Source organism: Frankia tisae (assembly GCF_025403405.1).
Lineage (GTDB): Bacteria > Actinomycetota > Actinomycetes > Frankiales > Frankiaceae > Frankia > Frankia tisai.
Genome location: NZ_JANEZT010000403.1, coordinates 1 through 5736, shown reverse-complemented (window position 1 = coordinate 5736; position 5736 = coordinate 1). Strand labels below are relative to the sequence as shown.

At 72.8% G+C, this 5736-nt stretch carries 4 protein-coding genes and 1 pseudogene; all 5 read right to left on the bottom strand.

Features of this window, described 5'->3' with window-relative positions; genetic code table 11:
- Positions 1–57 precede the first annotated feature (57 nt).
- Positions 58–894, bottom strand: coding sequence for an AAA family ATPase (locus NBZ85_RS26680; protein ID WP_308205227.1), 837 nt, complete (start codon positions 892–894; stop codon positions 58–60).
- A 121-nt stretch (positions 895–1015) separates the two neighbouring features.
- Positions 1016–1840 carry a 16S rRNA (guanine(527)-N(7))-methyltransferase RsmG gene (gene rsmG / locus NBZ85_RS26675; protein ID WP_261559121.1) on the bottom strand — a complete coding sequence of 275 codons (825 nt, stop codon included), beginning with the start codon at positions 1838–1840 and terminating at the stop codon, positions 1016–1018.
- 282 nt (positions 1841–2122) lie between these two features.
- Positions 2123–4312, bottom strand: coding sequence for a hypothetical protein (locus NBZ85_RS26670; protein WP_261562824.1), 2190 nt, complete (start codon positions 4310–4312; stop codon positions 2123–2125).
- Between the two features lie 163 nt (positions 4313–4475).
- Positions 4476–5033: a Jag family protein gene (locus NBZ85_RS26665; RefSeq protein WP_261559117.1), complete on the bottom strand. Its 558-nt coding sequence runs from the start codon at positions 5031–5033 to the stop codon at positions 4476–4478.
- Between the two features lie 118 nt (positions 5034–5151).
- Positions 5152–5736 (bottom strand): annotated as a pseudogene (locus tag NBZ85_RS26660) (membrane protein insertase YidC); the annotation flags it as partial.

Here is a 5736-nt window from a genome sequence, read left to right as displayed (position 1 = left end):
GGGGGGCGACGGGTATGAGGGCCCCGAGCCCACGCCCCAGCCCGCTGCGACGCGCGCTCACCTACCCGCTCCGTTCGGCTCGAAGCCCCGCTCGGCGAGCTCACGGGCCGCCGCAAGGTAGGACAGGGAGCCGCGGGAGGTCGGATCGTAGGTCAGCGCCGACTGCCCGTAGCTCGGGGCCTCCGCGAGCCGGACGTTGCGGGGGATCGTCGTGCCCAGCACTCGATCCCCGAAGTGCTCCTTGACCTCGTGGACGACCTGGTCGGCCAGCCTGGTGCGCGAGTCGTACATGGTCAGCAGAATCGTCGTCAGGCGCAGGTCCTGGTTCAGGTGGGCCTGGACGAGCTCCACATTGCGCAGCAGCATGCCGAGGCCCTCCAGCGCGTAGTACTCGCACTGGATCGGGATGAGCAGCTCCCGCGCCGCCACCAGCGCATTGACGGTCAGCAGACCGAGCGACGGGGGACAGTCGATGAGGACGTAGTCGACCTCCCGCTTCATGCCCTGAATGGCCCGGTGCAACCGATTCTCCCGCGCCACGAGCGAGACGAGCTCGATCTCGGCGCCGGCCAGGTCGATCGTCGCAGGGGCGCAGAACAGTTCAGGCGCCTCGGTCGAGGCGACGATGACCTCGTCGAGCGGTCGGTCACCGAGTAGCACCTCGTAGATGGACGGGACACCGGAATGGTGGTCGACACCGAGCGCCGTCGACGCATTACCCTGCGGATCGAGGTCGATCACCAGGACACGGATGCCGTGCGAGGCCAGGGCCGCGGCCAGATTGACCGTCGTCGTCGTCTTGCCCACGCCGCCCTTCTGGTTGGCCACCGAGATGATGCGCCGCCGAGCGGGCCGGGGGAATGGTTGTCGTCGTTCCGTCGCCAAAGCTTCCACTGCTGCTGCCGCCGCCGCTCCGATCGGGGTCGACCGGTCGAACGGATCCAGCGGGGGGATGACGGAGTCGTGACCCCGATAGCCCTCGCCCACGGAACCGCTTCGGCCCGTCGACACTGTTTCACGTGGAACGAGACTGCCCACGCGTCGGCTGGTCACGATCGACCTCCCGTGATCGCCGTGAGTCCCGCGCCGTTCGTCTGACCTGTCTGCCATCGTGCCGCTCACCGTCGCCGCGCCCTTTCCTGCCTTCGGCCCGGGAAGGCTGGGATGACCGCACGGCTCGGAGGACCCGGGTGGGTTCATCCACCCGCCCCTCTCCGCACACCACGACATCCACCGGATGCCATCCCTGGGTTCCGAGACTGCCGCGCGCGTCCTGCAATTCCTCCAGGATCCGCGAACCGCGCATCGCCAGCATGACACCACCCGGTTGCAGCATCGGAAGGAGGATTGCGCCCAGCCGCTCGAGCGGGGCGACCGCGCGTGCGACGGCTACTCCGAATCTACGACCCTCCGGGCCGATTCCGGCATCCGGCGCGCGGCCACGCAGGACGGAAACCTGGCCCTCCAGGCCCACGGCGGCCACAACCTCCTGAAGAAAACGGCAGCGTCGTTCCATCGGTTCGAGCAGCACGACCCGCACGTCCGGGCGAGCGAGGGCGAGGGGGATCCCCGGCAGACCGGCGCCGCTGCCCACGTCAACGGCATCAGCACCCGCGGGGACGACCTCGGCGAGGACCCCGCAGTTGAGCACGTGCCGCTCCCAGAGCCGGTCCGTCTCCCGGGGACCGATCAGCCCCCGCTCCACCCCGGCGGTCGCCAGCAGTTCGGTGAAGCGGGCCGCCGCCGCGAGCCGCGGGCCGAACAGCTCGGCCGCCGCCGCCGGCACCGGCGACGGCTGACCAGCTTGGCGCGCCGGGCCCGAGGCGTCAGAGTCGGTCATCGCACACCCGCCCGGGCCGGCCCGGAGGTGCCATCCCCGTCACTGCCGAAGGCTGCTTCCACGGCAACGGGTAGGCCGGGCCGGCTGGATCCCGTCCACGGCAACAACTCGGGCGGGCCGCCGGGCATCGCGAACCGGGCGGGACAGGACGAGGGAGAGGGAGGATTGCACATCCGACAAGCATCCCCGCTGTGCCCGACGGGGCATGCGCCGCGGTGCCCGACGAATCCGCCGGTCCGAGCCGGCCGCCCCTCGAGGCCAGTTCAGTGGCCGGGCGACGGTTCAGTGGTAGGCGACGATGACCCGCCGGGGCGGCCGAGCACCCGGGGCACAACGGTCGTAGCGGGTCAGCACCCCGGTCAGCCGGAAATTCCAGTCCTGGGTCGCGCACCAGCCGGCCCCGGGCAGCGAGGCGAGCTGGCCAGCCAGATCCGACCGCTCGATGTCGAAGACGAAGACGAGCAGATGCCCGGGTGGGACCGGGCGGTGCGCGAGCTGACGTACCAGAGCGGGCCTGGTGCCACCGAAGAAGACGGTGTCCCGCCGGGCGATCCTGGCCGGCGTACCACCCCCGCGGGCCACGGCCACCCGGGTGCCGGCCGCCAGGTCCGCCGGCCGGTGACCGCCGACGGCACTCGCCCCGTCGACCACAGGACCACCGGTGCCCCCGGCGGCTCCGCGCGACGCGGGCACCGTCACCAGCGACCCGACGGCGGATGTCTCGTCGGCGGCGGCAGCCGTTCCCCCAGCGCCGCCCTGCCGGGAACGCTGCTCCCTCCTGGGGCTGGGCCGAAGATCGGCGGGATCGCGCGGTCCGTCATCGCTGGCCTCCATCGCGTAGAGCCAGCCCGGCCGGGCGAGTCGACCGCCGACCGCGACGACGTCTCCGGGCCGCGCCACCCGGCGGGTGACGAGGGCCGCGTCGACCATCAGGTTCAGGCCGCGCAGCCGATCCCGGTGCTCCCACAGCGGTCGACTGCCCGACAGGGACGTCTGCGCAAGCAGGGCACCGCAGCCGGTGATCGCGATGATCACGGCGATGGGAAGCGCGACCGCAGCGCGGGCCCAGCCGAGCCGCGAGCCCGCGAGCGGGGGCACTCGGGCCGGCCCGGCCAGCGCTGGCGGCGGGGTCGCCGGAGAGGCCGCGGGAGCCGGGACCACCGTGCCGGGAAGGGTGGATCCGCCGTCACCTTCTGTTATCGGCCCCGATGAAAAATCGGATAGTGATAGTGCAATTACTGATTCCGGTATAGGCAGGGTAGGGAGAGCACTCTTAGAGCGCTCAGCGGCCCGCTGAGGCCCGCCACGGGGCAGACGGGCGCGCACCGTCGACAGAAGGAATCGAATCGCCCGCTCGGCACCCACCATCACCACAACAACAAGCAGTGGCACCACGTACAGGTTGGTCCGAGTCGGTCCGAACGGCCAGTAACGCGCGGCACTCGCGCCGAGCATCATCAGCTCCGCACCGCCGAGCGCGGCAAGCAGAGCCCGGCCCTGCCGGTGGCGGGCGAGCGCCACGACACCGATCCCCCCGGCCACGGCGACGGCGATCCCGATGAGGACCGCCGGCGCCGAGCCCAACGGGCCCGCGGGCACCGTGCCGTGGATGAGGCTCGGGTCGAACCGGTCGATTCCCGGCGGCGAGCCGGTGACGGTGGCGCGGATCTGCTCGGCGACGAACCGCAGTGCCGCCCACGGCCCCCGGCCGGCGAGGAACTGCCGATCCCAGTAGTCGCCGTTGCGCTGGCTGGACTGGTGGGCGACGAAGCCGACTGTGTGCGCGGTGCTGAGGACGATCGCGGGAAGGCACTCGACCAGCCGCCACCGCCGCGCCGGACCGCGCCACAGGTCGACCGCCGCCAGCGGGAGCACCACGAAGATCCCCGGCACGGCGGCGAGCGCCAGCGCACCCGCCGCCATCCGCCGGGCCAGGCGGCCGCGGTCAAGTCCACGAACGGCGCCGGCGGCCGGAACCTCGCCGGGCGGCCCGAGCGGGTCCGCGGTCCAGACACCGACGATGCACACCGCGGCGAGCGCCTCCACCGTGTACGGCTTGAGCTGGGTGGCCAGATCGAGAAACGTCGTGTTGAGGCACAGCCAGCAGGCGGCGAGCACCGCAGCACCCGTGCCGGCGAAGCGGCGGGTGAGCACGACGATCGCGCCCCCGAGCAACGGCAGCGCCGCGTAGCCGGGCAGGCGCAGCGACCAGGCGTGCCAGCCGAACACCTCGCCGGTGAGCCGGGTGATCCCGAGCCAGCCGAACGCGGACGGCGTGTTGGCAACCGTCAGCTCCGACCAGAACGACGCCAGCGGCTCGCTGACGAAATGCGCCCGCCAGATCTCGTCGTACCAGAGGGGTCTGGTCAGGTAGGTGTGCAGCAGACACAGCACGCCGGACAGGCCGAGCGCGACCGCGCCGGCCGCCAGTGCCGTGGACCGCCCAGGCCGACGACGGCCCGCAGGCGGCACGGCATCCCCCGATCACCAGCGGCGGTCACCGCCGCACCTCCAGCCCGAATCTAGCGGCTGTCATCAGGGCACAACGCAGGGGAGGCCGTTATGCCCTGTCTGGCGCGGTCCGCGCGCAACGCGCCGGGTTCAGACGCCGATGGGCGGCCAGCCCGGGGCTGGGTCAGCCGAGCAGGATGACGACCCGCCGGCTCGGCTCCTCACCTTCGGATTCGCTGTGCACGCCGTCGAGCTCGGCGATCGCATCGTGGACGACCTTGCGCTCGAACGGGGTCATCGGGGCGAGCGTCTCGGGCTTGCCACGTTCGATCGCACGCTCCGCCGCCGCCGCCGCGACCTGACGGAGCTCAACCCGACGCCGCGCCCGGTGACCGCCGACGTCGAGCATGAGGCGGCTGCGATTCCCCGTCTTCTGCAGGACGGCCAGCCTGGTCAGCTCCTGCAGCGCCTCGAGAGCCTCGCCACCGGTTCCGATCAGCTTGTCCAGCTTCTCGCCGACCACCGCGACGACGGCCCGGCCGCCCTCGACATCGAGATCGAGATCGCCGTCCATATCGACGATGTCGAGCAGGCCCTCGATGTAGTCAGCGGCGATTTCCCCCTCCTGCTCGAGGTCGACGAGTCGCCGCTCCTGCGGGCTGAGCCCGGTCTCCTCCGGGGAGCCTTCCTCGTCGGAGACTCCAGCTCCATCCACAGCCAGGTCAGGTGCCGAACCGGTCATCAGCGCTTCTCCAGGGGAACAGGGGGCGGCGGAGCAGAGATTACGGGATACCTCCGCACGGCGACGAAATCAGGGGGACCGGCGAGTTCGCCGGCCGGTCGGGGAGGGGCTCCCCGGGTCAACGCCGCCCGCCGGGCCGCTTGCCCTTGCCTCGCCGCTTGGCGGGGCGGGAACCACCGACCTGGCGGCGGACACCGGCGGGAACCGGAGCGGGGCGGGCTGCCGCGCCGTCACCCGTCGCGGGCACGGCGGCCGGCTCTGCGCCGCTGCCGGCGGCCTGCGCGGCGCCCTTGCTCGGCGCGTTCTTCCGGCCACCCGGCGAGGACTTGCCCGCGGCCGTGGACCGCGCCGTGGTGGGGGCCCCGGCGTCCTCGGCTTCCCCGACCGCATCCGGGCCGGGCAGGGCATCCGGCTGGGAGCTCTTCGCCGGCCCGGCGGCGCGGGCGGCGGACGCGCCGCTACGGGACCGGGTCCCGGGCGGGGCCGTCGACGAGCCGCGCCCAGCCTTCGTCGCGCTGCCCTTGGCCCCGGCGCCCTTGGCGGCGGCACCCTTCGCCGCGGTCGAACCACCGCCTGACGTGGCCACCGCCCCGGCATCGGAGTCGCTGCTCTTGGTCAGGCTCGGCCCGCCCGCAGCCGCCGGCCGAGGGCGGTTCCTGGACTTGGCGCCGGCCCGCACGCCCGGCGCCGGGCGGGGCGGGGC